The 25,616-nt window shown below is 37.0% G+C and carries 25 protein-coding genes; 5 read left to right on the top strand and 20 right to left on the bottom strand.

Features of this window, described 5'->3' with window-relative positions; translation table 11 throughout:
* Nucleotides 1–10: 10 nt before the first annotated feature.
* The 7 genes from I580_RS09970 to I580_RS09940 form a co-directional block, all read right to left on the bottom strand.
* On the bottom strand, nt 11–676 hold the full coding sequence (locus I580_RS09970; protein ID WP_010771848.1) for an MIP family channel protein: 666 nt from the start codon (nt 674–676) through the stop codon (nt 11–13).
* A 194-nt stretch (nt 677–870) separates the two neighbouring features.
* Nucleotides 871–1,728, bottom strand: coding sequence for a DegV family protein (locus I580_RS09965; RefSeq protein WP_010771847.1), 858 nt, complete (start codon nt 1,726–1,728; stop codon nt 871–873).
* Nucleotides 1,721–2,290: a DUF1836 domain-containing protein gene (locus tag I580_RS09960; protein WP_010771846.1), complete on the bottom strand. Its 570-nt coding sequence runs from the start codon at nt 2,288–2,290 to the stop codon at nt 1,721–1,723. Before I580_RS09960 ends, I580_RS09965 begins: the two co-directional genes overlap by 8 nt.
* A 165-nt stretch (nt 2,291–2,455) precedes the next feature.
* The gene (locus I580_RS09955) at nt 2,456–3,103 is read right to left on the bottom strand and encodes a TIGR01906 family membrane protein (RefSeq protein ID WP_010771845.1); all 648 of its coding nucleotides are present in this window, start codon (nt 3,101–3,103) and stop codon (nt 2,456–2,458) included.
* 1 nt (nt 3,104) lies between these two features.
* On the bottom strand, nt 3,105–3,875 hold the full coding sequence (locus I580_RS09950; protein WP_010771844.1) for a TIGR01457 family HAD-type hydrolase: 771 nt from the start codon (nt 3,873–3,875) through the stop codon (nt 3,105–3,107).
* Between the two features lie 6 nt (nt 3,876–3,881).
* Nucleotides 3,882–4,541: a YutD family protein gene (locus I580_RS09945; RefSeq protein WP_010771843.1), complete on the bottom strand. Its 660-nt coding sequence runs from the start codon at nt 4,539–4,541 to the stop codon at nt 3,882–3,884.
* Between the two features lie 34 nt (nt 4,542–4,575).
* Complete coding sequence (locus I580_RS09940; RefSeq protein ID WP_010771842.1) at nt 4,576–5,955, bottom strand: bifunctional metallophosphatase/5'-nucleotidase; 1,380 nt, start codon at nt 5,953–5,955, stop codon at nt 4,576–4,578.
* A gap of 94 nt (nt 5,956–6,049) precedes the next feature.
* On the opposite strand from I580_RS09940, the gene I580_RS09935 reads away from it, so the two are divergent.
* Nucleotides 6,050–6,508 (top strand): methylated-DNA--[protein]-cysteine S-methyltransferase, encoded by a 459-nt coding sequence (locus I580_RS09935; RefSeq protein ID WP_010771841.1) that lies wholly within the window; start codon nt 6,050–6,052, stop codon nt 6,506–6,508.
* 90 nt (nt 6,509–6,598) lie between these two features.
* On the opposite strand, the gene I580_RS09930 is transcribed toward I580_RS09935, so the two are convergent.
* The 7 genes from I580_RS09930 to I580_RS09900 form a co-directional block, all read right to left on the bottom strand.
* Entirely contained in the window at nt 6,599–7,021 is a 423-nt protein-coding gene (locus I580_RS09930) for an Asp23/Gls24 family envelope stress response protein (RefSeq protein ID WP_010771840.1), read from the bottom strand.
* 27 nt (nt 7,022–7,048) lie between these two features.
* Entirely contained in the window at nt 7,049–7,282 is a 234-nt protein-coding gene (locus tag I580_RS09925) for a DUF2273 domain-containing protein (RefSeq protein ID WP_010771839.1), read from the bottom strand.
* Nucleotides 7,283–7,294: 12 nt separating this feature from the next.
* Nucleotides 7,295–7,858, bottom strand: coding sequence for an alkaline shock response membrane anchor protein AmaP (gene amaP, locus I580_RS09920; RefSeq protein WP_010771838.1), 564 nt, complete (start codon nt 7,856–7,858; stop codon nt 7,295–7,297).
* A gap of 168 nt (nt 7,859–8,026) precedes the next feature.
* A complete protein-coding gene (locus I580_RS09915; protein ID WP_010771837.1) occupies nt 8,027–9,208 on the bottom strand; it encodes an AI-2E family transporter in 1,182 nt (393 codons plus the stop codon).
* 263 nt (nt 9,209–9,471) lie between these two features.
* On the bottom strand, nt 9,472–11,160 hold the full coding sequence (locus I580_RS09910) for a ribonuclease J (protein WP_010771836.1): 1,689 nt from the start codon (nt 11,158–11,160) through the stop codon (nt 9,472–9,474).
* 31 nt (nt 11,161–11,191) lie between these two features.
* Complete coding sequence (gene dapA / locus I580_RS09905) at nt 11,192–12,064, bottom strand: 4-hydroxy-tetrahydrodipicolinate synthase (RefSeq protein ID WP_010771835.1); 873 nt, start codon at nt 12,062–12,064, stop codon at nt 11,192–11,194.
* 191 nt (nt 12,065–12,255) lie between these two features.
* Nucleotides 12,256–13,311 carry an aspartate-semialdehyde dehydrogenase gene (locus I580_RS09900; protein ID WP_010771834.1) on the bottom strand — a complete coding sequence of 352 codons (1,056 nt, stop codon included), beginning with the start codon at nt 13,309–13,311 and terminating at the stop codon, nt 12,256–12,258.
* Nucleotides 13,312–13,546: 235 nt separating this feature from the next.
* Here I580_RS09900 and I580_RS09895 point away from each other — a divergent pair, with 235 nt between their 5' ends.
* Nucleotides 13,547–15,193, top strand: coding sequence for an alpha-keto acid decarboxylase family protein (locus I580_RS09895; protein ID WP_010771833.1), 1,647 nt, complete (start codon nt 13,547–13,549; stop codon nt 15,191–15,193).
* A gap of 92 nt (nt 15,194–15,285) precedes the next feature.
* Nucleotides 15,286–15,744, top strand: a complete 459-nt coding sequence (locus I580_RS09890) for an S-ribosylhomocysteine lyase (RefSeq protein WP_010771832.1) — start codon at nt 15,286–15,288, stop codon at nt 15,742–15,744.
* A gap of 47 nt (nt 15,745–15,791) precedes the next feature.
* Here I580_RS09890 and I580_RS09885 read toward each other — a convergent pair whose 3' ends face one another.
* A complete protein-coding gene (locus I580_RS09885) occupies nt 15,792–16,610 on the bottom strand; it encodes a ZIP family metal transporter (protein ID WP_034860282.1) in 819 nt (272 codons plus the stop codon).
* A gap of 160 nt (nt 16,611–16,770) precedes the next feature.
* Here I580_RS09885 and spxB point away from each other — a divergent pair, with 160 nt between their 5' ends.
* Nucleotides 16,771–18,498: a pyruvate oxidase gene (gene spxB / locus I580_RS09880; RefSeq protein ID WP_010771830.1), complete on the top strand. Its 1,728-nt coding sequence runs from the start codon at nt 16,771–16,773 to the stop codon at nt 18,496–18,498.
* 48 nt (nt 18,499–18,546) lie between these two features.
* On the opposite strand, the gene I580_RS09875 is transcribed toward spxB, so the two are convergent.
* The 3 genes from I580_RS09875 to I580_RS09865 all read right to left on the bottom strand — a co-directional run bounded on the left by I580_RS09875 (nt 18,547) and on the right by I580_RS09865 (nt 20,555).
* Nucleotides 18,547–18,801 carry a CsbD family protein gene (locus tag I580_RS09875; RefSeq protein WP_010771829.1) on the bottom strand — a complete coding sequence of 85 codons (255 nt, stop codon included), beginning with the start codon at nt 18,799–18,801 and terminating at the stop codon, nt 18,547–18,549.
* Nucleotides 18,802–18,895: 94 nt separating this feature from the next.
* Complete coding sequence (locus tag I580_RS09870; protein WP_010771828.1) at nt 18,896–19,498, bottom strand: alpha/beta hydrolase; 603 nt, start codon at nt 19,496–19,498, stop codon at nt 18,896–18,898.
* Between the two features lie 115 nt (nt 19,499–19,613).
* Nucleotides 19,614–20,555 (bottom strand): helix-turn-helix transcriptional regulator, encoded by a 942-nt coding sequence (locus I580_RS09865; RefSeq protein ID WP_010771827.1) that lies wholly within the window; start codon nt 20,553–20,555, stop codon nt 19,614–19,616.
* Between the two features lie 84 nt (nt 20,556–20,639).
* On the opposite strand from I580_RS09865, the gene I580_RS09860 reads away from it, so the two are divergent.
* Complete coding sequence (locus tag I580_RS09860) at nt 20,640–21,083, top strand: VOC family protein (RefSeq protein ID WP_010771826.1); 444 nt, start codon at nt 20,640–20,642, stop codon at nt 21,081–21,083.
* A gap of 460 nt (nt 21,084–21,543) precedes the next feature.
* Here the strand turns inward: I580_RS09860 and I580_RS09855 are convergent, their stop codons facing one another.
* Entirely contained in the window at nt 21,544–22,584 is a 1,041-nt protein-coding gene (locus tag I580_RS09855) for an aldose epimerase family protein (RefSeq protein ID WP_010771825.1), read from the bottom strand.
* A 244-nt stretch (nt 22,585–22,828) separates the two neighbouring features.
* Entirely contained in the window at nt 22,829–25,459 is a 2,631-nt protein-coding gene (locus tag I580_RS09850; protein WP_010771824.1) for an HAD-IC family P-type ATPase, read from the bottom strand.
* Between the last annotated feature and the right edge of the window lie 157 nt (nt 25,460–25,616).

The following is a 25,616-nucleotide window of genomic DNA, read 5'->3' as shown; positions in this document are numbered from 1 at the left end:
TAATACTTTTTTATTCTTCAGTATCAAGCAAGTATTTGCCAACTAAAGCAGCAAGTACCCCACCGATCAGTGGCGCAACGATAAATACCCAAACTTGAGATAGTGCTTCACCACCAACAAAAATCGCTGGTGCTAAACTTCTGGCTGGGTTAACTGATGTACCAGTTAGTGGAATACCAACAAGGTGAATCATTGTTAACGTCAAACCAATCACAACTCCTGCAAGTTTCGCATTGCCCTTTTTAGCGCTTGTAACCGTCATGATAACGAGAACAAAAATAAAGGTTAAAATAATTTCTACCGTTAAAGCACCGAAAGCACTTAAATCACCAAAAGCATTTTGGCCTAGGTTGGTTGTCTCTTTGCCTGAAGCATTTAAGATTGACAATAATGCAACAGAAGCGATCAAACCACCAATGATTTGTCCAACGATATAATAAATCAAATCCATCGTTGAAATTCGTTTATTGACCCACATCCCCAATGATACTGCTGGATTCAAATGCGCTCCAGAAATCGTCCCAATGCTGTATGCAGCTGCAATAATCGTCAAACCAAAAGCCAAAGCGATTCCTGTTGTACCGATTCCTTCCATCCCGCCACCTAACACTGCGGTTGCTGTACCAAAGAAAACTAAGATGAATGTTCCAAGACATTCTGCAATTGCTTTTTTCATCACGTTTCCTCCTTTCCTTTTATTTTTAAAAGATTATCACATTCATGAAAATTTTCGTGATAGTTTCAACTAAAATTGAGAGAAAATTCAATGAGAATATCTCAATTTGGTTGATAAACATAATGATAAGAGGAAAATAAAAAAAATACCAACAAAAAGCATCTAATAAATGCCTGTTTGTTGGTACGAATCCATTAGTCCAAAAGCTGAATACCGATTCCTAAAAGACCAGGTCCTGTATGGACGACTAGGGCTGGGCTGATCGTTCCAAAATAGATTTTTTCCGCTTGTGGAAAGTGTTCTTTCAGTTTTTTATAAAAGGCTTCTGCTTCTTCTACAGCTTGTCCCTGAGCTACTGCTAATACAAATTTTTGATGCTCCCCAATAAATGCCTTTACTAATTCAAAGGTCTTCTCTAAACTTTTCTTTCTACCACGTGCCTTTGCCACAGTATGGTATACACCGTCACCATTACATGAAATGATTGGGTTCAGTTTCAAAGCATTTCCTAAAATTGAAGCAACCAATCCAATCCGGCCACCTTTTTGTAAGTATTCCAACGTTGCAACATTGAAGAAGACTTTGGCATTTTTTACATCATTTGTTAGTTTCTTTTTAATTTCATCCCACGAATGATCTGTTTCAATCAGCTTAGCTGCTTCAATTGCTTGTAGACCACTACCGATTCCGATATTTTTTGTGTCTAATACAAATGTCTCTAGCCCCTCAAACTCTTCTGCAATCAAACGAACTACATTAAATGTTCCACTTAAACCACTAGAAATCGTAACCGCTAAGACCTTTTCATACCCGTCTGCTTTGATCTTTTCAAAAATTTTCGTGATTGTTTCGCCGTCTGGTAATGACGTGCTAGGAATTTCAATGGGTAAACGCTCATACACTTCTTCTGGCGTGATATCTACTTTATCTGTATAGATACGATCTTTATAAATAATTTGCAATGGAATCATGTACATTCCATATTGTTCCACTAATTCTTGCGGCACATCGGTTCCTGAATCTACTAATAGAGCAATTTTTTCTTTATTCATTCGTTTGTTCCCCATCTTCTTCTAAGTTTTTTTGTGCTAATTCAATGACTTTTTCAGTAAATAGTTTTGTTGCAAAAGATAATGTTGCTCCTTTTACAATCAGATAGTCTACTGGTATTGGTTGAGCAAATGCCGCTACTGGTTCATTCCCCAAAGCTTGAGCCACCACAACGGCTATAGCTTGCTCTTGCTCATCGCAAAATAAATTATACGCTTCACGAATCCCAACTGCTGCCCCTTGGTAAAGAATCCCCTGCTTGATTTCGGGAATTGTTAGTACTTGCTTTAATAGGGTAATTGCAATCAAAAAAGCCAAGTGCTTTTGATTATAGCGTTTTTTATTAGGCGCAGGGATTAGCCCTAATTTCACATAATTATTCACCATCGATGAAGTCAACAGTGTGTGTTTTTCTTTTAAAATAACTGGGGATAAGTATCGTTCAACAAGTGTAATTACTTGGTCCATATATAATTCTAATTCAGGTAATTCATGCCATCTTGGTAGGTGGACATCCACAAGCTCTTCTCCCCAAGCTTGTAAAGAGGATTTTATATCATTCACAAGACCCCTCCTTCTATTTACTAAAACATTTTAACATTTTTTCGATAAACATTCAATCTAGTTTTTATAACTAGATTAGAAATAAAAAAGTTATACAGATACATATATCAAAAAAAGTCACTAGAAACAGCTTCTATAGTCTGCTTCCAGTAACTTGATCTTTCATTACATTTTTTTAAGTTCTCGTTTTCCAAAAATGATTCCAATAAAGAAAAATAATTCTAGTAAAACAAAAAACAAAATAAAACAGTGCATAAAAAATTCTTCCGGTAATACATTAATGATTGGATCTGTCATCGGATCAAACATCCAATCATCATTATTGAAAAACACACCGTGAAAAGCCACAAAGAACTGGTCAAACCCAATAGCCATCACTGCTCCAAAAATTACTGGAATGATCATCCCCCACTGAAATGGGCGAATCAAACGCCAGACTCTTTTGTTTCTCATCAAACGCCAAATAAAAATACCACTTGGGATGATCGTTAAAATCAATACTCCATAGCATAGTAAAAAGAGTCTTTTGACTTCATAAAAATGAAAGGCTCCACTTTTGGATACGGGAAAATCAGGCAATTGTAATGTATGATTCAATGGGTTATTTAAATACGACATCAATTCCCCATAGTTTTTTAACAATGTGGTTTTATCCATTGAAACATAATCCAAAATATTCAGCACATCAATGTCGATTGTATATAATAGTCGAAAATTAATGGTCAGAGTAATACTCAAAGAGATGATCGTTAAGATCAGGCAAACGATTCCTGCTCGCTCACGCCAAATCCAGCTTTTCTCTTTACCCTTCATATCAAAAAATCCATTCATCTAAAGAGTCTACAACATACGTCGGCTGTTCAGGTAAAGTAGAAACTGCAGCTTTTGTGGTAAAACCAGATAAAACTAATAAACTATCAATACCGTTTTGAAGTCCAGACTGAATATCTGTTTCATAGTTATCACCAACCATCAGTACATGTGGTTTTTCTAGCTGCATCACCTTCAATGCTTCGTTCATAATAATCGCATTTGGTTTTCCGATCATGATTGGATCAGTTTGTGTAGCTGTTTGAACTAAAGAAATAAATGAGCCCGCTCCTGGTAATAATCCACGTTCTGTTGGAATACTTTTATCAGGATTTGTCCCAATAAAAGTGGCTCCATTTCTGATACATAAAGCTGCCGTTGCGAATTTTTCATAATTGATAGCTGTGTCCAGCCCGACTACCACATAATCCGGTGCTTCTTCATCCCAAACAAAACCAGCAGATAAAATCAAGTCTACAAGTCCAGATTCACCAATCACATAAACGCGGTTGCCTTTGTCTTGCTCTTTCATATAATCGATGGTTGCAAGACTGGCAGTATAAACAGTATTTGCTCCAACATGAATATCAAATTCTTTTGCTAATCGGTCAGCAACTGCCTCGGGTGTTTTAGTCGTATTATTGGTCACGAAAAGAAAAGGCAGTTCCAGTTCCTGCAAACGCTCAATAAATCGTTTACCTGCTGGGATCACTTCTTTCCCTAAATAAATCGTACCATCTAAATCAATTAAATATCCTTGATAATGTTTTTCCACAAATGATTACTCCTCACGTTGACGAATAGTAAACGAGCGCCCTTTAGCAGTATTATTCTTAGATTTTCCAACAACTGCTTTTTGGGGTTCATTTTCTTTACGGTTTTTAATCACCGGTTTTGTTTTGTTGTTCATTGGAACACGTTTTTCATCTGTATGAGCTTGGTTTTGATGCACTGGTTTTTTATTTGGTTTTTTGCGGCGCATTTGTTGTTTTTCACGTTTTCCGCCAACTCGTTCGATTACGAAATAAGCACACCCGAAATTACAATACTCATATAAATAATCTTCCAGTGTGTCGATTCTTTGCTCCGGTGCTGCTTTTCGATTGGATTCCTTAAAAAAACCTTTTAAACGAAGCTGATCATAGCCCCAATCTCCGACAATATAATCGTATCTGGAAAGAACATCACTAAAACGTTCGCCTAATCGTTCACCATCAAACGCTTCACGATGATTCTTCACCAAAAGATATTGCCTTTCACCGATCGTCACATGGACCTCGTCTACAAGAGTGACGATTTCCCCTTTTTTCTTTTCTTTAACAGGTTCTTCTTTTATTTCTTCAAGGACAGCTGTGATTTCTTCAGTTAACGTCGCTGTCGATTCTTCTTTATGTTTAGCTGGTTTCGCTGATTTATATGGTTTTTTTACTTTTTCTGTCATTTCTTCACCGCCTAAAGTTTATTATACCTTGTTTTTATTGGATTGGGTAGTGTACATTCAAGTAGCGACCTAAAACAGTTCGGAGGAATTCGGGAAAAATAAAGTTGACTTCACCAGCCAATTCGATCGTTGGGAAAAATGGTATAAACATAAAATGATCAACGGTAGTAAATGAGTACTTGCCCATTGGCTCAATCTGACGATTTTTCCACAATACTTGTTGCTTTTGCTTATCATACGTTAACCCATCATAGTAAAGCTCTCCAAAAACTTTGCCCCGAAAGCCCATACCTGTAATTGGAAACTTTCGTAAATAGTGACGATTTTTTTCCATTTCTTTGACCATGCGAATTAAATCCACCCCCATTAGCGTGACACGAATTAAATGCATCGGATGTGGCAATGTTTGATGCAGTTGATCTGCATCAACGATTCCTTTGGGTATATCAGATAAAAATAAGCCATTATTTATTATCGCAACTTCGGTTTCTCCTTTTTCTTTTAACGCAGCTAGTGTCGTTACGATCAATGGATGTTCAGCATTTAAGTCAACCAACAATGGCGTTGGGATCTCAGCGATTTTCTTTGCTTTCAATAGTTGATGCCCTAATGCCAAGTATTGATCACTTTCATTTTGATCTTCTAATAAATCAGGTAGCTCAGCTGTCGCAATCGCTTTCGCTTCGCTATGAATAATCTTGCCTTGATCGATTGTTAAATGAACCTCTCCAACATAGTAACCAAATTTTCCCGCTGCTGAAAGCTGGGTGCCATTAATTTTTTCTCCTTGTTTAAACAAATGATGGGTATGAGAGCCTAATAAAACATTGATTTCTGGAAAGTCATTTGCAATTTTAATATCTTCATCAATCCCCAAATGACTCATTAAAACCAACACATCACATTTTGACTGAACTTCTCTGATTAATGTGGGCAAACTTTCTTTGGTAGAACGAATATCCCAACCATTAGGACGATAGGTCAAAGGAAATGGAGCGGTTAAGGCAATCAAACCAATTTTGGTATGGCTATTGGTTTCTATAATTTTATAAGGACATGCCCAGTCAGGTGCTTGACCTGTTTTTAAATCAAACAAGTTCCCTATTAACAGATCAAAATTCCGGTGATCGTACAAATGATTCAACTGCTCTTTAGAATTCCCCACGCCTTCATTATTACCAATCGTAGCAGCATCGTACCCTACTTGATTCATCAGTTCCACATTTGCTTGACCATCATTTGCTTCTGTCAAGGGGTGCCACCGATCGACAAAATCGCCTAAATCCAATGTCAAAACTGTTTTCCCTGCCATTTTATATTTTGTTTTTTGACTGATCAAGTATCTTCTAATTTTTGGCCAATTCTCTAAATGTGAATGTAAATCATTCGTGTGAAAGATGACGATTTCTTCCATTTTATCGCCCCCGATTTCTGTATATAAAATTATAGTACCATACTTCCATCCAGATGAAGTATAATAAAGTAACTACATCATAAAGGAGAAAAAAATGAAACTTAATGTCCCTTTTGGCTCGATCTGGTTAGATGCTGATGACAAAGGACTTACTACCGTCTCTTTTTCTGAGCTAGCACAGCACCAAACAAACCAATATACAGAACAAGCAGCTCAAGAACTGACTGAATATTTTGCCGGTAAACGCATTTGTTTTACAGTCCCATTATCTGTTCATAGCGGTACTGAATTTCAACGAAACGTTTGGAAGGCCCTTGACCAGATTCCTTATGGTGAGACTCGCAGCTATCTAGAGATCGCTCAAGCTATTGATTCTCCTAAAGCTGTTCGAGCAATTGGACAGGCAAATAGTAAAAATCCAATTCCAATCATCGTTCCATGCCATAGAGTTATTGGTAAAAATGGTAAATTAACAGGTTACTCTGGAAGCACAGAACAAGCAGGACTTGCTATAAAAAAATTTCTACTTCATGTAGAAAACGTTTCAATTTAAAAAAATCAACGGGAGACCAGAGAAGTAACATTGGTCTTCCGTTGATTTTAATGTTGTTTAAATAGAATGAATTGTCGTTCTAAAAAATAATTAGTTATTATCCTTGTTGTCCTCACTATCTTTGCCACGGTATTTTTCTAAATATTGTTCTTTTGTCATTACATCATCCACATTCATGTTAAACTCCACAAGTTCTAGTCCGGTCATATAGTGGATTGCTTCTTTCACCTTTTCTACAGTTCGATCAAATACTTCAGAGATAGCTACATCATATTTACAAATCACGGATACATCGACTGCGACTTGTTTTGTACCAACTTCAACAGCAATTCCTTTTGTAATATCTTCGTTGTCTCTAAAACGATCAGCTAGATCGGTAAAAAGATTACCGCTTAACCCTAAGATCCCATCAATATCAGATATCACAACACCTACAATCTTTTTGATGACTACATCATCAAACGTTAGCTTTGCTTTTAAAGCACCTAAATTATTTTGTACTGCTTCTGTCATTTGCCTTCACTCCTTGTAAAATAATGTTTAAATTCCGATCATAGACCTGACTGAATCTATTAAGGAATAAATATCCAAATCTTCGTCTCGCATTTTTCCGATCATATATCCTACTGTAGCAAAAATCAGCAAGACAAGTGTTTTACCAAAACCGATCCACAGTAACAATAATGCGAGTAGAAAAAACAACGTTGTCCAAATAATACGGAAACGATAAGGTTTTAGCTCTTTCATCCAATAGTCTTTTTTCTCTTGATCCATAGCTTCCCCCTCCTAAATCACTCGTGATTGTTTTTTACCGAATGCTGACGATTCTGTAAGTTCTTTTTCCCTTAATTGGACAGCTACACGACAGTCTATCGATTCGAGTGCTGTAGACAAGGATTCTTGTAATTGTTCTTTGATTTCATCTGCAAGTGGACGAAAGCGCTCTTTATTTCTAACGTCTACCCTTACTTTTACAGCAACTTTTTCTTTTCCTTTTATTTTAACTGTCATCTTTGTTTTATCTGGGTGAACGATTTTACTATATGATTCCTGTACAATTTGTTCTACTGTACTTTTTGGGATATCAATTCGATTTCCCCCAGATTTCACTACTAAGTGTTTTCTTCGTCCTGAAACAGAAAGAACAATGATCAGACTGAGAATCAATACCCCACCTAAAATGAGCAAAATCCATTCCAAAAGTGAGAACCCAAAAGGATACCTGTATAAAAGCCAATCCACTTCGTTCGTCAACCAAGGAATCGGAATCAATTGGCTGAGCACACCTAATGTCCCACTAAATAATAGAACGATAATCAGTGCCAAAATAAGTTTAAGTAATCGTTTCATATACTTCCCTCCTTATGTACTCTTTATTTTCCTGTTGATTAAATTGTAACGCCTAAAAAAAAGTATTACAAAAGATACGATTTTTTTCAGACAGAAATAACACAAGTGGGTGCATACCATCTCAACAACTATTTGCTGAATCGTATGCACCCACTTGTATTATTTTAACTACTCATCGAGATATTCTTCTTTTGAAAATTCAGTATCCTCATATTCACCACTATCACCATAAAATTGATTATAACGTTGTTTAAATTTACGGAAGATATACGTGACTAAAACTTTTACAATCGCATAGATCGGAATTCCAAAAATTAGGCCAAACATCCCTAATAAGTCTCCCATCACTAATAATACGATCACAATCGTCAATGGATGAACCACAAGTTTTTTCCCCATTACTTGCGGGGAAATCAAATGGCCGTTCAGCATTTGAACGATCATCCAAACGATCGACATTTTAATAAACATTCCAAAGGAAACCATCAAAGCAACGATTGCTGCTGGAATAAAAGCAATCACTGGTCCAATGTAGGGAATCACTGCTGTCACACCAACAATGATCGATAACGTACCCGAGTAAGGAACCTTGACTAACCAAAAACCTATAAATGTTAAAATTCCAATCGAAATCGAAACTAAAATTTGTCCTTTTAAATAAGCCCCCACTTGACTACTCATGGTTGCGCCGATTTCTTTAGCATCACTTCTAAAGCGTGGTGGTATGATTTTCAGTACAAACGCGAAAAATTTTTGATCGTCTTTTAATAAGAAAAAAGTAATAATAGGTGCTGTCACCATCACCAAAGCAAACCCCGTTAAAGTAGAAAATACCGTAGAAGCTCCTTCCACTGCCTTACTAAAATAACTACCGATTCCATCTGATACATTGTCAAACCATTTTTGAATGCCAGCCAACGCATTCGCCAAAGGTTTTTCTAATGCTGAATTATGGAAAAAATCAGTGACCATCTTATTTAAATCATTCATATACTGTGGAAAACTTCTGACCAAGCCATCCACTTGTTTTTGTAAAATTGGAACAACTAGAATAATGCCCACAACAATCAATGTGATCAATACAACAAAAATAGCTGAAACGCCATACACACGTTTTACTTTATGTTTTTCCAGCCAATGAACTACTGGATTGAATAAATAATACAAAATCAATGCCAAAATCGTCGGTCCAATGATTGTTTTAAATACAACTCCTATTGGGCCAAAAATAAAACCAACTTGATGAAAAATAAAGATCACTGCGCCAAGCAATAACAGCGCAACCAAAGTGAACAATAAATTTTTTCCACCAAGAAATTTGATCCAACGTGTTTCTTGTTTCTTCTCCATCCTTATCCTCCTTACTTCGAAAGTCTAACGGGCTTACGCAGGATCGCCTGAACATTTGATTAAGTCAGCTTCTCCATTTTCCTTTCCACCTTAATGAAGGAGGTCGAATCGCGGCATAGCATCCACCCGTAAAATTAAATTACTTTACTATCTTATTGTAACGAAAAAAACAATATCTGTAAAAAAAGAATCCTTTCATTCCTTAATTCTTTAAGCAAAAAATCACTCAACCATTTTTAAAATTGGCTGAGCGATTTTATTTGTTAATTTGCTGCTTTACGTCCTTTTCGTTGTGTTGCTTCCATAATGACTGGAAGGATCACAGGACGACGTTTGGTTTGTTCAAACAAGTAACGGCTTAATTGCTCACGGATATCTTGCTTCAATTTACTCCATTCAAAATCGTTACTTTCAAGATGTTTTTCAACGATCTCAGTTACGATAACGCTAGCTTCTTTCATCAAGTCTTTGCTCGTTTTAACATAAACAAAACCTCTTGATGTGATTTTAGCAGGTGAAACAATCCGTTTTTCACGGCGATTGATTGTAACGACTGCCACAAAAATTCCATCTTCAGAAAGAATTCTACGATCGCGAAGTACGATATTTCCAATATCACCAACACCGATACCATCAATCATGATATTTTCTGCCGTCGTACTACCAGCAACATTCATTTTCTGTTTGCTGTATTCAAGGATATCTCCTCGACCGGTAATAAAGATATTTTTGTATGGAATACCTAACTCATGAGCTAAATCAGCGTGTGCTGCCAATTGTCGATACTCACCTTGAATTGGAACAAAGTATTTTGGCTTCATCAAATTTAACATCAACTGCAAATCATTTGGATTAGCGTGTCCTGAAACCCGCATATTATCAGAGATTTGTTTTACTACACCACCAGCACGATAAACGATGTCTTCTGTTTTAGCAACAGCTGTTTCCATCGCAGTTGTCGGTGTTGTCGTAATGTAGACCAAATCGCCTTCTTTGATTTTAACCACTCGATGTGTCCCGTTTGCCATTTTTTGTAATGACTTGATTGGTTCACCCATCGTGCCCGTTTCTAAAATCACTAACTGATCCGCCTGGTATTTTTTCATATCCTTCACACTAATAATCAACTCTTCACTAGGCAATTTTAATTTATCTAGTTTGATCGCTGTATTGATAATTCGTTGGAAGTCCTGTCCTGTCAAAACAATTTTACGATTTGAACGATGTGCTGCATCTAAAACTTGCTGCACACGTTGGAGATTGCTCGCGACACACGCTACGATGATGCGTCCTTCCCAATAGCGAATCGTATCAAAGACTTCGTCTGCAATCTGCAGTTCAGAAACAACTTGAGCAGGATTTTCAGCATTAGAAGAGTCACTTAATAAGGCTAAAACGCCTTCCTTACCAATTTCTGCCAAACGACCGAAATCTGTTTCATACATTGGGATCGCACTTTGATCAAACTTGAAATCTCCAGTATAAACAATATTGCCTTCTTTCGTTTTCAAATTGACTCCGATAGAATCCGGAATCGTGTGCGTTGTACGGAAAAAACTGATCGTCGCATGTTCAAAGTCGATTTCTGTATGGGCATCGACCACGTGGAAGTCATTGAAATCTTTTGAATCTGCATGATCTCCAACATTTAATTTTGCTAACTCGATTGTTAATGCCGTACCAAATACTGGTACATGAACTTTCGATAAAAGATATGGTAATGCTCCGATTGCATCGGCGTGACCATGCGTTAAGAAGATCCCTGCCACACGGTCGATATTTTCCACCAAATACGTAAAATCGGGAATCACTACATCAATCCCTAATAGCTCATTTTCTGGATATTTTAATCCACAATCCAGTACAAAAATTTCATCTTCCACTTCTGCGATGTACATATTTTTACCATTTTCACGAACGCCGCCTAATGGAACGATTTTTATTGTACTCACTTATTTCACCTCTCTATATTCTCATACGGAATCAAAGATCCAGTATGCTTAAAATTTTCGCCTTTTCTTCAGAAGTACATGATACAAGAGGTAAACGTAAATCACCAACAGAAATGCCCATATGGTTCAACACTGCCTTTACAGGCGCTGGTGAAGGAACCGAGAATAAGGCATTCATCTTAGGTAATAGCTGACGCTGAATAGTTGCAGCCGTTTTGATTTCTCCATGATCTAATGCCTGGAACATATCATACATTTCAGTACCAAACACATGGCTGGCAACCGAAATCACCCCTTGTCCGCCTATTGCTTTTATTGAAAAAGCTAAGGAGTCTTCTCCAGTATACACTAAAAAGTCTTTTGGCGCCTTTTCTACCAACTCAGTCAATGCATCTAGACCAAAACACTCTTTGATTGCAATAATATTATCCAGTTCTGCTAAGCGTAAAGTTGTTGATACATCAAGACTTGCCACTGTTCTTCCAGGAACATTATATAAAATAATCGGCAAATCACTTGCTTCAGCAATCGCTTTAAAATGTTGATATAATCCTTCTTGATTTGGTTTATTATAATAAGGAACTACAGCCAATCCAGCATCAATTCCTCTAATAGCCGAAATTTCTTGCACAAATTCAACAGAGTCTCGCGTATCATTGGTTCCCACACCACAAATGATTGGAACTCGACCATCAACCAAACGAATCACCTCATTAAACAAATCGATTTCTTCATCATGTGTTAACGTTGGTGATTCTCCTGTTGTTCCTGCTAAAATAATCCCTTCTGTATGGTGATCAAGCAAGTGATTCACTAATTGGGGCAGCTTAGCAAAATCAATTGCCCCACTCTCGTCAAAAGGTGTAACCATTGCTGTAATGATCGTTGCATTTTTTAAATTCATACTTAACTACCTCCTAATTTAAAAGCGTAGCAGGCTCGTTCAAGCTCGAATGAAAAATAGGAAATGATACCTGAGGTGCTTTTTGCCTCATTCATCCTTTCTCTTTTTCCCGAAGAGCTAGCCTGCATAACTAGATAACATATCGCACAACGCCTTATTCAGACTTGAAAGTTTTTTCTATACTTATCCCTTTATACTCTCACCAAATCCATCTCATGCAGCGTTTCTGCAATCTGAACTGAATTCCAGGCAGCACCTTTTAATAGATTATCCGAAACAACCCACATATGGTAGCCTTTCTCAATATCAATATCTTGACGAATTCTTCCAACAAAGGTTTCTTTACGACCAATACTTGTTAAAGCTTGCGGATAAAGCTGCTGACTTGGGTCATCTTGTAAAACAGCACCAGGAGCGTTTGCAATCAATTCTTTGATTTTCCTTACATCAGAACCGTCTTCTTTGACTTCAATGTAAATCGATTCAGAATGACCAGATAAAACAGGAATCCGTACACAAGTTGCCACAACTTTAATACTGTCATCATTCATGATTTTTTTCGTTTCATTGATCATTTTCCACTCTTCGTACGTATAGTCAGCATCTGCAAAAACATCTATCTGAGGTAAAGCATTGAAAGCAATTGGATAATGCTTCTTGTCGCCACCACTAGGTAAAATATTTGCTTGCAATCGTTCAGCAGGCGTGCCGTTGATGTAAGCTAACGCTTGTGATTTTAGCTCCTCCATCGCATTGATTCCTGCCCCACTAACTGCCTGATAGGTTGAAACAATTAAACGATCCAATCCATATGCTCGACGAATCGGTTCAAGCGCCACCATCATTTGAATCGTTGAACAGTTAGGGTTTGCTATAATTCCTTTATGTTGTTTTAATGCATCTGGATTGACCTCTGGAACAACTAATGGTACAGCTGGATCCATTCTGTAATGACTAGTATTGTCGATAACCACCGCACCACGTTTAACAGCTTCCGGTGCAAATTGTTTTGAAATATTCCCACCAGCACTGAATAACGCAATATCTACATCTGTAAAGGATTCAGGGACTAATTCTTCAATTGTAAGAGACTCTCCCTTAAATGTGACTTGTTTTCCTGCAGAACGTTTTGAAGCTAAAAGCTTTACTTGTCCTAAGGGTAATGTTGTCTCTTCCAACATCTCAAGCATTTTTGTGCCAACAGCACCCGTTGCACCTACCACGGCAACATTATACATTTTTTTCATACTCATTCGTCTCCTCTCAATTTCCTGAAGAAAGTTGCTTTTTCTATTTTACCATACTATTGACTTATACTACATAGGAAGTAAAAGGATTTTGTTTTATTTTCAGAAAAAAAGGGATAATACATTTCAAATCATTCTTTAATGCCTTTCTTATGATCCATGCAACATAGTCGACTAATTTTTTTTGCAGATTTATACTGACTAAGCAATACAATTTTAAGAAGAGGATGATCAGATGTACACTGTAGCGGATTATTTGCTCGACCGTTTAAAAGAATTAGGGATCGATGAACTATTCGGCGTTCCTGGAGACTATAACTTACAATTTTTAGACCACATAACCGCAAGACAAGACCTTGAATGGATTGGCAATGCGAATGAGTTGAATGCTGCTTATATGGCAGATGGCTATGCTAGAACAAAAGGAATCTCAGCGTTTGTCACGACATTTGGCGTTGGCGAATTAAGTGCTATCAATGGTTTAGCAGGAAGCTTTGCAGAAAATGTGCCTGTTGTTGAAATTGTGGGTTCACCAACAACGACCGTTCAAAATGATAAAAAACTTGTCCACCATACATTAGGTGACGGCAACTTTCTACACTTTGAAAAAATGCATGAAGAAGTAACGGCGGCTATTGCTCATCTAACAGCAGAAAATGCTTTAACTGAAATCGATCGTGTACTCATTATTGCTATGATTGAAAAACGCCCTGTTTATATTAATTTACCAATTGATATTGCAGAATTCAAAGCAACTCCTCCGCTAAGCCCATTGAGTCGATCAGCGGAAAAACTGACGGATGTTGAAATAGCTATTTTAGATAAAGTCGAAAAAGCATTATCTCAAGCAAAAAATCCAGTTGTGATTGCTGGTCATGAGATTTTAAGTTACCATATCGAACATCAATTGGACGAATTTATCCAAAAATTTAATCTGCCAATCACAACTTTACCACTTGGAAAGAGGGCATTTAATGAAGAAGACCCACATTATTTAGGCACTTACTCAGGTTCCACAACCGAAGAACCACTGAAAACTCGTGTTGATACAGCAGATTTAGTTTTACTATTAGGTGCTAAGTTGACAGATTCTGCTACGTCTGGCTTTAGTTTTGGCTTTACAGATCAACAAATTATTTCGATTGGCAGCACTGAAGTTTTGTTTTATGGCGAAACGTTTAAAGCCGTTCAGTTAGATCGTTTTGTTTCGGCTTTGACAACTCTTTCTTTTTCAAGATATGAAGATGAAATACAGCCAGTAACTCGAATCTCTAATCAAGCAATCAAAGATGAAAAACTATCACAGAAACAATTTTGGGAGATGGTTGAAACCTTCCTTATTCCAGGCGATACTGTCATCGGCGAACAAGGCACCTCTTTCTTTGGCTTAACAAATGTTGCGTTAAAAAGGAATATGCATTTTATCGGCCAGCCTTTATGGGGCTCGATTGGGTACACATTTCCTTCTGCATTAGGGAGTCAGATTGCCAATAAAGAGAGTCGACATCTTTTGTTTATTGGAGATGGCTCACTGCAACTGACTGTGCAAGAATTAGGGACTGCTTTGAGAGAAAAACTGACACCAATTGTTTTTGTTATCAACAATAATGGTTATACAGTGGAACGAGAAATCCATGGTGCAACAGAACAATACAATGATATTCCTATGTGGGATTATCAAAACTTACCGTTAGTATTTGGTGGAAATAACCAAACAGTTGCAACCTATAAAGTCACTACAGCAATCGAGTTAGATGAAGTCATGAAGACCGCTAGAAAAGATACAAAACGATTACAATGGATCGAAGTTGTAATGGCTCAAGATGATGCACCTGAGTTATTGAAAAAACTAGCGAAAATTTTTGCAAAACAAAATTCTTAGAACAACCGTTGATAAGACGGAATCTATTGACTTTCTATACTATTTTGTTATAGTTAAAAGCGACATTTACTTAATTTGAAGGAGTGAATAATATGGCACGTGTTGAAAGTTTTGAATTAGATCACAATACAGTTAAAGCCCCTTATGTTCGTTTAGCGGGTACTGAAAAAAATGGTGAGGCCCTAATCGAAAAATACGATTTACGTTTTTTACAACCAAATGAAGACGAATTACCAACAGCAGCAGTTCATACATTGGAACATTTATTAGCAGTGAATTTGCGCGATCATTTAGAAGGCATCATCGATATCTCTCCAATGGGTTGTCGAACTGGTTTTTACATGATCATGTGGAATGAACACTCACCAAAAGAAATTCGCGATGCGTTGGTTAAAGTATTGAACTTTATCGCTGAGACAGATTTCGTTCCTGCTGTTTCTGCTAAAGAGTGTGGAAACTATAAAGACCATTCTTTATTTTCTGCACAAGAATATGCGAAGATTGTTTTAGAAAAAGGAATCAGTTTAGATCCTTTTGAGCGCGTTTTATAAAATATTAAAAAGGTCAAAGCCGTATCATTCAGGTTTGACCTTTTTCTTTATCCTAAAGCTACATCTAAAATCATCATAATAATAAAACCTAGCATCACACCGAATACTGCAAAATGACGCTTACTCGTCACCGTTTGCTGCGCTTCTGGAATTAATTCTTCAACAACTACATAGATCATTGCACCAGCTGCAAATGCTAATGCGTATGGCAATAATAAGGTAACTTTCGTTACTAAAACCGCGCCAATGATTCCTGCAATTGGTTCCACAATTCCTGAAGCTTGACCATAAATAAACGCTTTCTTACGACTCAAATTTTCTTGTCTCAACGGTATCGAAACCGCTGCACCTTCTGGAAAGTTTTGAATACCGATTCCCAATGCCACTGAAATTGCTGCTAACACCGCTTTTTTAGGATCATCTGCCGAATTAGCTGCCCCAAATGCCACACCTACAGCCAATCCTTCTGGAATATTATGCAATGTAATCGAAAATACCAATAAAATCGTCCGCTTTAAATGACTAGGAAACCCTTCTTTTTCATGATTTGGACCAAAATGCATATGAGGCAACGTTTTATCTGCGACATATAAAAATAACCCACCCAAGCCAAAGCCAAAACTTACCACAAGCCAAGCAATACTGCCATTTTCTTCCGCTTGCTTGATTGCTGGATCTAACAAAGACCAAAAACTTGCCGCAATCATTACACCAGAAGCAAAACCTAGCATCATATTTAAAACTTCTTTTTTGATATCTTTAAAAAAGAAAACCAATCCTGCTCCTAAAGCTGTCATAAAATAGGTAAAACTTGTCCCCACTAACGCTTGCTGCCAAGCTTCCAAAGATAATACCCAATCAACGATCAGAAACACCCCATCTTTCTCACGTTCTATTCTTTCCTTCACTTTATCACACCCACGATTTTATGACCACGCCTAAAGTAAAAAATGCTTTCATTTGGTACAAAAATCTAGAACGAGTATACTTTAGATAGAAATAAAATTGAGAAATGGAGTGAGCAAAATGACTGAAACAATCAATGCTGCTGTTGCAATGGTCAAGGTCTTGGAAAGTTGGGACATCGATCATATCTACGGAATCCCCGGTGGTTCCTTCAACTCCACAATGGATGCCTTATACCAAGAAAAAGATAAAATCCATTACATTCAAGTTCGCCATGAAGAAGTCGGTGCATTAGCTGCAGCCACAGATGCTAAATTGACTGGAAAAATTGGAGTGGCTTTTGGTTCTGCTGGACCTGGTGCTACTCATTTGATCAATGGGTTATACGATGCGCAGATGGACCACGTTCCTGTTTTAGCGCTCTTAGGTCAAGTTGCTTCAAGCTCTATGAACTATAATTCCTTCCAAGAATTAAATGAAAATCCTATGTTTGCGGACGTCAGTGTGTACAATCGAACTGTTATGACCCCAGAAAGTTTGCCTCATGTTGTGGATGAAGCCATTAAAGCCGCATATAAGCATAAGGGCGTTGCCGTCGTAACGATTCCTGTTGATTTTGGCACAAAAGAAATTCCTGTTCAGGAGGTTTCGACCGCAAAAAATCATCGAACAGCTTTAGTTATGCCACACTATAATGACTTAAAAAAGGCCGTTTCTTTGATTGAAACTGCGGAAAGGCCCGTTCTCTATATTGGACAAGGAACTCGTGGTGCTTGGCCTGAAATCAGCGCTTTTTCTGAACACTTTTCTATGCCGATCATTTCGGCTGTGTTAGGTAAAGGCATTGTTCCAGATGCGTATGAAAACTTCCTCGGTTTTGCTGCTCGGGTAGCGACTAAACCTGCAAATGAAGCGTTAGCTGAAACGGATTTGATTGTATTTGCCGGAAGTGATTTCCCTTTTGCTGCTTATTTCTTTAACCCTGATGCTAAATTTATTCAAATTGACATTGATTCAACAAAATTTGGACGACGACACAAAACAGATGTTGCGATTTTAGGAGATGCTAGAGAAGCCTTAAAACGAATGGTTGAATTAGGTGAGGCACGCCCAGAAGATCGCTGGCTAAAAGCCAATCAAAAAAACAAAGAAAACTGGGTTGCTTGGTTAAGAAGCTTCGATGATAAGTCAGATAAACCTCTTCGTGTCGAGCCTGTTTTTAAAGAAATCCGCCGAATCGCTGATAAGGAAGCCGTTTTTGTCACAGATGTTGGAAATACGACTATTCATGCCATTCGTCTTTTGGATATGAACGGCAAACAAAAATTCACAACTTCGGGTTGGTTTGCTACCATGGGTAATGGCGTACCTGGTGGCATCGCAGCTCAGCTAAGTTATCCTGATCGACAAGTATTTACCTTGAGTGGCGATGGTGCTTTTGCTATGGTCATGCAAGATATCATTACCCAAGTGAAATACAAATTACCAATCATCAATGTTGTCTTTTCAAACGACTCTTTTGGGTTCATCGAAGCTGAACAAGAAGACAGTGAACAAAAGAAATTCGGTGTCTTTTTAGAAGGAGCTGATTTCGGAAAAGTTGGTGAAGCTCTTGGTGCCAAAGGGTTTACAATTACAGAATATAGTCAGTTAGAACCTGCTTTTGAAGCAGCTAAGCATAGTGAACGTCCTGTAGTGATCGATGTAAAAATTAGAAATACACGGCCGCTGCCTGTTGAGGAATTGGTTTTAGATCCTGAAAAATTTAGTGAAGATGAAATCAATGCCTTTAAAGAAAAATATGAAGTTCATGATATGCCTGTTTTGAAAGAGCTATTGAAACATTAAAAAAACAGCAGCTGCGTTTTTTGCGCAGCTGCTGTTTTCATATTTTATTTATTTATCATCATGTTTATGGAATTTTTCTTTGATATCTTCAAAGCCTTCTTTGATTTTGTCGCCTAATTTTTCAGCGCCTTCTTTGATATCATCACCGGCATCACGAGCTTTATCTTTTACATCGCCAAAAGCTGATTGCGCTTTGCCTTCAAGTTCTTTGCCTTTATCATCTGTTACTTTACCTTGAACTTCTTTAGCTGTTCCTTCAACTTTGTCTTTTGCATCATTTATGCGTCCATTTAAATCTGCCATGTGAAAATCCCTCCTAGTTAATTTATAATACATAACTAGCATAGCACCCTTTTTAACTTGCTACAAACGATTCGCATTGATTTTTATAAGAAGGTTATTCTACATCATTTAACCATTGTTTGGCCTGATTGATTTCATCCATGGTGATTTGATGCCCTGAATAAGTTTTTGCAATTGTAACTGCGGCTTGACGATTTTTTAATTGTTGAACAAGTTGATCAGCTGCTTCTTTAGACACGATGGGATCATTTTCACTCACTGATAGCCAGAGTGCCTTATCAGAAAGTGGGAAATCTTGGGTATCGACACCTAAAGACATTGGGTGCAACAAAATAGCATGCTTGATAACGGTCTTACGTTCCAACAACATGTGCGCCGCAATATTCGCACCATTCGAATACCCAACAACGACCCATTCTTCTAAGGGGATACCTTTTTCTTCACTAACCGATGTGATCGATTGGAGCAGGCGGTCACTTTCTTCTTCTAGACTAACTAGATCAAATTGATTCAACCCATTTCGCTTAAAAAAGCGATTCATACCAGATTCTTGAACTGTTCCCCGAAAAGAAAGTATTGTAGCATCTTCGTCCAAGAACTGAGCAATCTCAAGTAATGAAGTTTCATCCCCACCAGTACCATGCAGTAATAGTAATTTTTTTCCCTGTGGATTCCCTTTTTCAAATATGTAATGCATATTCCAGCACAACCTTTCATTTTTTTTAGGATAATGAACCACCTATCAGAACTTACTTTTAGTAAGTTTTATTCATTCTAACATTTCCCCTTTTATTTGTCACCTTCTCAAGACTTTATAATCGATCCCAATAATCGGCAAGTTTATACACTTTTTTTGTCACATATTCTTTTAGCTGAATCGGTTCTATCTTCAAAATCGATTGCCCGAAACGAAGTAAGTAATTGGCAATAAATTCTTCTTCATTAAAATGATAGCTCCCCGTAATAACATAATCTTTTCCACTTGCTTCAATCTTCATTGATGGATAGTTCTCCTTAAAAAATAGATCTTTGCCTTTTTCAGTCACTTTGATAGAAAATGAAATCAACTCCTCCCTTTGATAAAAGGTTTCTGTTTTTTTCAGTAACAGTTCCAGAGACAGAGATTCTTCATCGTTTTCTTCTTCTAAAGCTTTGATTTTATCACAACGAATCACTCGAATCTTTTTAGTTTCAACGTTCCAAATTCTAGCATACCATTGTCCAAATTTAGACGAAAGTTGCACAAATTGAGCTTTGATTGACACTTGTTCTTGATTTTTTATATAGTCAATAGTAAAGACTTTTTCCAGAAGAATACCTTGAACGATTTCTTTTAAATGCAGACTAACATTGCTATGGTTGACTTCTTCAAGTGTAATGATTTTCCTCATTAATAACAGCTGTTGCCGCAACTTCTCGGGCAATACGTGACTGTATTTTAATTCTAGGGTACTACTTTCCATGTTAAAAGGCGTAGACCGATAGCCTTTAAGTGTTAACAACGCAAAATAAAGAGCATAAATTTCACCTTCAGTAAATAAACCAGGAGCCACTATCCGTGTATCCAATAATTGATATTTTCCATATCTTCCAAGTTCCGAATAAAGCGGTAAACCAATCTCTTCAAGGGACTGTATATCCCGCAACGCTGTGCTTTTTGAAATATTGTATCGTTCCATCAATTCTTTTAAATTAAAGCTACTTTTATCGGCTAAAAAAAGAATCATATCATTAATGCGTTCTGCTTTTTTCATAACCCCTCCTAAAAGTATCATGTTTTGACACCTTTAAGCAGTATACTAAACTTGTTAAAAGAATAAAAGAAATGAGGAATTTATATGACTTTAGAAATCGCCCTATTTTTATCCATGAATGGACAAGCTGGGGAAGCTTTAGCTTTTTATAAGAAACATTTAGCTGCTGAAGAATTACTCGTAGTGACCTACGAAGACATGGCTAAAAGAGATGAACATTTCCAAGTGACAGAAGAAAATAAACAGTTTATTTCCCATTCAGTTTTACAAATTGGTCAAACGAAACTAATGATTGCAGAAGATTCAATGGATCCAACCCAATCATTTAAAGTAGGTAATAACTTTTCTTTGTGTATTCAAAGTGCCGATTTAGTCGAGATTGAAACTTTTTATTCTAATCTAACATCAGATGATCGTGTCAAAATCATTGTACCGTTAAACCAAAATAGTTTCAGTGGTGCTTACGGGATTGTAGAGGATCCTTTTGGGGTGCACATTCAGTTGATGCATGATCCACGTTTAAATTAGTTCATAATAATTCGTATCCGCTAAGCAAAAATAGCTATATGAATTAAATAGAACTTAATTAAAAAGAAGCGATCAGGACTATTTTCATCTCCTAATTGCTTCTTTTTTGGCTAATACTAAACAAGTTTTTTCTTTGAATCGTCAGCTCTTGTTGTTGTCACAATCTATTGTTCCAATGGTGGTATTTTGATATAACCATTGATCAGTTTCTCAAATTCACAATGAGCTCTGTTAGCATATTTTTGTTTCATCGTATCCATTAAACTGCAGAGATAGTTGAATTTTTATGAAAATGGATTCGTCATGCGCTTAAATCCTTCGTCGCCAAAGCCTTCGTTCCCTCTAGTATTGTCCTAGACAGACTGATATGCTCAACGCTTTCAAGTCTCACATTAACAATACCATATACAAGATTTATTTTGCCTGTATCAATACTACCAAAAATATGTTTATAATTTATTTACTTGATTTTAAAAATTGTTCGACTTTGGTATGGCGCATCTGGATATAATTCAATATTGCCAAAACCTTCAAATTCAACCGCTCCAGGACTAACTTGAGTTTCTAACGTAATCCCTCCATGATTGGCTAATTTTTGTCCCCGAACTTCTGGACCTTCGTTGCCAAACTGTGCTGTAAAAATGACAACTGCTGGTCGATCAGTATACATCTCAACTGTAAGATCCTTTTCTGGCGCTGTAATAATTGCTTGAGGAGCTTCAAAACCTGTTTGATTCAGCATAAAGGGATGATCCAATCCATCGACTAAACTATTTTGCTCATAAGTTGTCTGAAACACCTGCTCCACGCTCTTTGTTTTCCTGAAATCGAAAGGTGTCTCCTCAACTGAGCGCAACTCACCTGTAACTGTCGTATCTTCATCAACCACAGCAAATCGGTCAGCATATACAAATAACTCATGCTCCCCAACTGATTGTGTCATATCTCCTGTCAAATTAAAATAAACATGATTTGTTGGATTGTACAACGTTGGTTGATCTGTTTCAGCTTGATAATCAATGATCCATTCGTTTTCATTTGTTAACGAATATCTGACATAAGCTTTTAATTCTCCTGGAAAACCATTTTCGCCATTAGGACTCACATAAGAAAAGGTCACAGAAACTTGGTTGGTTGTTTCTTCTATTTCAGCATCCCAAAGTTTTGTCTCAAAACTTTCCGTTCCCCCATGCAAGGTATGTCCATTTTCAGGATTAACTGGTAATTGATAGCTCTTACCATCTAGTGAAAATGATCCATGTTTAATTCTTCCCGCAACACGTCCAATTGTTGCACCAAAATAGATATCTTTTGTTAGATATTCTTCTGCAGATTCAAATCCTAAAACAATATTTCGCTCTTCTCCATTAACAGGTACGATCAAATCAACGATTCTAGCTCCTAAATTTGTAACATTCATTGTCAAACCATTATCATTTGTAAGCGAATACAAAATAGCTGTTTCTCCAAATTCTTGTTTATTGATTTTCAATACTTCCATCTCTCTTCCATTTGAAATCGATTTTTTCAACTGAGTGAACTAAAACTATTTTATCATCTTTCACAGCATTTTTTTCTTCAAACTTCATTTTAAACTACTTTTGTTTATATTTACAATTTTTTTGTCAGGTTGCACTTCCTAAAAAAGCTATTCTCTATTGGTAATGTAACCGTTTTTTGGTTAAATAAAAAAAGGGTGTTCCGTTTTGACTAAACAGAACACCTCGTTAATTTTTTTTCGATTACTATAATTTTTTCAGTTTTCGTGTGATTAGTTTTTCAATCTCTACAACTACAAAGACAACAATTCCTGAAAGTAACGCCAGTTTTAGATAAGACCAACCGATAACTGCTGTTCCTAAAGCAAGATGCATGATTGGCGTAAAAATCAACAATGCTTGTAAAAGCAATAGAATCAATAAAGACAACCAAAGAACTTTGTTTGCTAGTATGCTTTTATTGATTGAAAACTGATAAATTTCTCGACAATTGATCATATAAAAAACTTGTCCAAACACGATGGTCGTAATCAACGTCGTCTGCATCACAGCTTCGGATGCATTACGATCCGCTAAAAATCCATTAACTAAAAAGCCTAAAGCAGCTAATAAGAGAGAAACATAAACGATCCGGAAAACAGCATATCGATCTAAAATAGTTTCTTTTGGATCTCGAGGAGACTGATCCATTCCGTTTTTCGCTAACGGCTCAAAGCCTAAGGCAAAGGACAACGTAATCGTGGTAACCATATTCAGCCATAAAATTTGAACAGAAGTCAACGGTAATGGTCTGTCCAACAATAAGGAAACTACTACTAATAATCCTTGTGCAAAAGCCGTCGGTAAAGAAAAGTAAATCGTTTTTTTCAAGTTCTCATAAACTCTTCTACCTTCTTTAATTGCAACCGTGATAGTGGCAAAATTATCGTCTGCTAAGACCATATCTGCTGCATCTTTAGTCACTTCAGTCCCTTTTATCCCCATTGCAATTCCAATGTCTGCTTGTTTCAGCGCAGGAGCATCATTGACACCATCACCTGTCATACCAACGATTTGTCCATTCTTTTGAATTGCATTCACTAAACGTAGTTTATGCTCAGGTGTTGTTCTTGCGTATACATCATTCGTTAAGACAACATTCGCCAATTCATCATCGCTAAGTTGTTCAATGTCTTTTCCTACCAAGGCATTTTTATAATTTTCAAGACCAATTTCCTTTGCGATTGCCACCGCAGTATCTTTGTGATCCCCTGTAATCATTTTTACTGAGATACCTGCTTTGCGGCTGATTCGAACTGCTTCTATTGCTTCTTTTTTTGGTGGATCGATAATCCCGAATAAACCAGCGAGGGTCATCTCACTTTCTAGATCTTCATGAGCCAGCGTTGTCTGAGCTTTCGTTACTTCTTTAAAAGCAGCGGCCAAAATCCTTTGTCCTTTAGTAGCTTGTTGGCTGATTTTTTGTTGCCAATAAGCTTCATCAAAGGATTCTGCTTTTTCGTTAGTGAACTGATAGTCAACCATATTTAATAACACATCTGGCGCACCTTTTAAATAAATATAACGCTTATCTCGAATATCAACTAGTGTAGCCATATATTTATACGCTGAATCAAAAGGTATTTTACTAATATCATGTTCTTCTTCCACAAGGACGGTGTGATTGGCCCAATCCAGTAACGCTCCTTCAGTTGGATTCCCAATCACTTCTCTTACACCATTTTTATAAGTAATCTTGGTATCATTACAATAAGAAGCGATTTCTGCCATTTTTCTTAACGTGCCATCTTGTTCAACTTGGCGGATCGTTTCTGATTCTGCTTCTTTTGTTGTCGTGTCGATTGTTTCTTTCGATGTAATGATTGCCACAACTTCCATTTCATTTTTGGTCAGTGTTCCTGTTTTATCAGAACAAATCACCCCCATACTCCCTAACGTTTCAACAGCTGGCATTTTCTTGATGATAGCCTGTTGACGTGCCATTCGTGTGACACCAACAGATAAAATAATAGATAAAACTGCTGGCAATCCTTCCGGCACCGCTGAAACAGCTAACGCAATCATGGAAGAAAGTAATTCACTTGCTGACAATTCTCGGAAAAACACACTAAACAGGACAAGGAAAAGGATCAAACCCATTAAAAACAGAAAAATCTGTTTATTTAATTGTTTCATCTTTTTGATCAATGGTGTTTCATTACTGCCTACGTTTTTCAAGTGTTGATTGATCTTTCCAATTTCTGTTTGATCACCGATTTGAACAACGATTCCTTTTCCAGTCCCACTATTGACCAAGGTGCCAGAATAAGCCATATTTATATGGTCCCCCAGGTCTGCATCCCCTTCAAGTGTATGATTACTTTTCTCAACAGGAGTTGATTCGCCGGTTAAAATAGCCTCATCAATCACTAAATTATATGCTTCAATCACTCGAAGATCCGCTGGAATGATATCACCAGGGCTTAAATAAACGATATCACCTGTAACTAAAGATTCTGCTCCGACGGTTTCTTTTTCACCTTCTACTAAAATTACTGCTTCCGTACTCATCATAGATGCGAGACTTTCCAAAGAGTCTGTTGCTTTTGCTTCTTGCACATAGCCGATAATTGCATTGATAATAACTACCAATAAAATGATCGCCATATCAATAAAATGACCACTGACACCTTTTAATACAGCTGATACAAGCAATACATAAATCAGTAAATCATGAAAATGATGAAAAAACTTTTGCAGCTTACTTGCCTCTTTTTCTTTAGAAAGAACATTACTACCGTCGTCTTGTTTCCGTTTTCTTAGAGTTCTGTCGAGTCCGTTCAGGTCCGATTGTAATGCTGTTAGCACTTGTTCTGTTGTCATCTTGTACCACTTCATAGCGACTCCTCCTCAATAGTTACTTCATAGTTTATTAAAGTGTACAAAACTAGAGGAATAATTCATAACAAAAAGCATGCTAATTAAAAAATTGATTTTTTAAGCGTCAACCCTATTTCATTTTCGACATCTATAAAAAATAAGACCCAACTCATAA

The organism is Enterococcus caccae ATCC BAA-1240 (assembly GCF_000407145.1).
Classification (GTDB): domain Bacteria; phylum Bacillota; class Bacilli; order Lactobacillales; family Enterococcaceae; genus Enterococcus_L; species Enterococcus_L caccae.
Note: the sequence above shows the minus strand (reverse complement) of the source record. Positions and strands in the feature narration are given on the sequence as shown.